Annotated in this window: 2 protein-coding genes; both read left to right on the plus strand. The window is 71.0% G+C overall.

Features of this window, described 5'->3' with window-relative positions; genetic code table 11:
- A partial coding sequence (locus tag FV223_RS26490; RefSeq protein ID WP_147729716.1) for an ABC transporter permease occupies positions 1 to 700 on the plus strand: 700 nt, incomplete at its 5' end.
- Positions 701 to 748: 48 nt separating this feature from the next.
- Positions 749 to 1,807 (plus strand): BMP family ABC transporter substrate-binding protein, encoded by a 1,059-nt coding sequence (locus tag FV223_RS26495; protein ID WP_147729717.1) that lies wholly within the window; start codon positions 749 to 751, stop codon positions 1,805 to 1,807.
- Positions 1,808 to 1,917 lie beyond the last annotated feature (110 nt).

Below are 1,917 nucleotides of genomic sequence, written 5' to 3' on the forward strand. Positions count from 1 at the left end.
GGGGCTGTTCGCGATCCTCACGGTCGGGCTCGCCGCCAACCAGGTCGCCTCGGGCCTCGCCCTGACGATCCTCGGCCTCGGGCTCTCGGGCCTCGTCGGCACCGGCTACGTCGGGATGAAGCGCGATCCGGCGCCCCACCTCCACCTGGCGGGGCTGAGCGACCTGCCGCTCGTCGGCGACCTGCTCTTCGGGCAGGACGCCTTCGTCTACGTCGCGGTCGCCCTGGTGCTCGGGGTGTGGTGGTTCCTCGGCCGGAGCCGCGCCGGGCTGGTGCTGCGCGCCATCGGCGACGACCACACCGCGACGCACGCGCTCGGCCTGCCGGTGCGCAAGGTCCGCGTCCTCGCGGTCCTGTTCGGCGGCGCCTGCGCCGGGCTCGCCGGCGCCTACCTGTCGCTCGCCTACACCCCGTTCTGGTCGCCGGGGATGACCGCCGGGCGCGGCTGGATCGCCCTGGCGCTGGTGGTGTTCGCCTCGTGGCGCCCGCTGCGGGTGGCCGCCGGGGCGCTGCTGTTCGGCGGCGCGACGGTGCTCCAGCTCCACGCCCAGGCCGCGGGCCTCGGCCTGCCGGGGCAGGCGCTGTCGGCGCTGCCCTACGTTGCGACGATCCTGGCCCTGGTCTTGCTGTCCCTCGGGCGGCGCCAGGGCGGCTCGCTGGCGCCCGCCGCCCTGGGCCGCGAATTCACGCCCCACCGCTAGAAGGCGGGGGCCATGTTGGGGGTATCGACCTTGGGGACATCGACGACCATGCGGACGATCACCGGCGCCATCCTGGCTGCTCTCCTGCTCGCACCCGCCGCGCGGGCCGACGACAAGCTCAAGGTCGGCTTCGTCTATGTCGGCCCGGTGGCCGATTACGGCTATTCCTACCAGCACGACCTCAGCCGCAAGGCGCTCGAGGCGGCGATGCCCGGCAAGGTCGAGACCATGTTTCTCGAGAGCGTGCCCGAGGCCGACAGCGAGCGCTCGATCGAGAAGCTGGCGCGCTCGGGCGCCAAGCTGATCTTCACCACCTCGTTCGGCTTCATGGAGCCGACCCTGAAGGTCGCCAAGAAATTCCCCACCGTGAAGTTCGAGCACGCCACGGGATACAAGCGCAGCGCCAACGTCTCGACCTACTCGGCCCGCTTCTACGAGGGCCGCTACGTCTGCGGAAAGATCGCCGGCACGCTCTCGAAGTCCGGCACGGTCGGCTACATCGCCTCGTTCCCGATCCCCGAGGTGGTGAGCGGCATCAACGCCTTCATGCTGGGCGCCCAGTCGGTGAACCCCAACGTCAAGCTCAAGATCGTCTGGGTGAACACCTGGTTCGACCCGGGCAAGGAGGCGGAGGCCGCCAAGGCCCTGCTCGCGCAGGGCGCCGACATCCTGACCCAGCACACCGATTCCGCGGCCCCGCTGCAGGAGGCCGAGAAGGCCGGCAAGCTCGCCTTCGGCCAGTCCTCGGACCAGTTCCGCTTCGCCCCGAAGGCGCAGCTGACCTCGATCACCGACGACTGGGACGGCTACGTGATCGGCGAGGCCAAGGCGGTGCTCGACGGCTCGTGGAAGAGCCACGACACCTGGGGCGGCATCAAGGACGGCATGGTCGTGCTCGCGCCCTTCACCAACATGCCGGACAACGTGAAGGCGATGGCCGAGGAGACCAAGGCCGGCATCGCGTCGGGCAAGGTCCACCCCTTCGCCGGCCCGGTGACGAAGCAGGACGGCACGGTCGCGGTGAAGGCGGGCGAGGACGCGCCCGACCCGATGATCCTCGGCATGAACTGGTACGTGAAGGGCATCGACGACAAGCTGCCGCAGTAGCGGGCCGCCGTCTCCGGCGCGCGAGCGGGGGGCCGCCCGCGCGTCCGGTTCAGTAGCGGGCCCGCAGAACGAGATGAACGCCGTCCGCGACGGCGACGCGGTGGCGGTTC

This window comes from Methylobacterium sp. WL116 (assembly GCF_008039455.1).
Lineage (GTDB): Bacteria > Pseudomonadota > Alphaproteobacteria > Rhizobiales > Beijerinckiaceae > Methylobacterium.

Excerpts from the sequence above, each read along its gene's own strand:
- FV223_RS26495 (WP_147729717.1), top strand. The coding sequence starts at position 749 with ATGCGGACGATCACCGGCGCCATCCTGGCTGCTCTCCTGCTCGCACCC.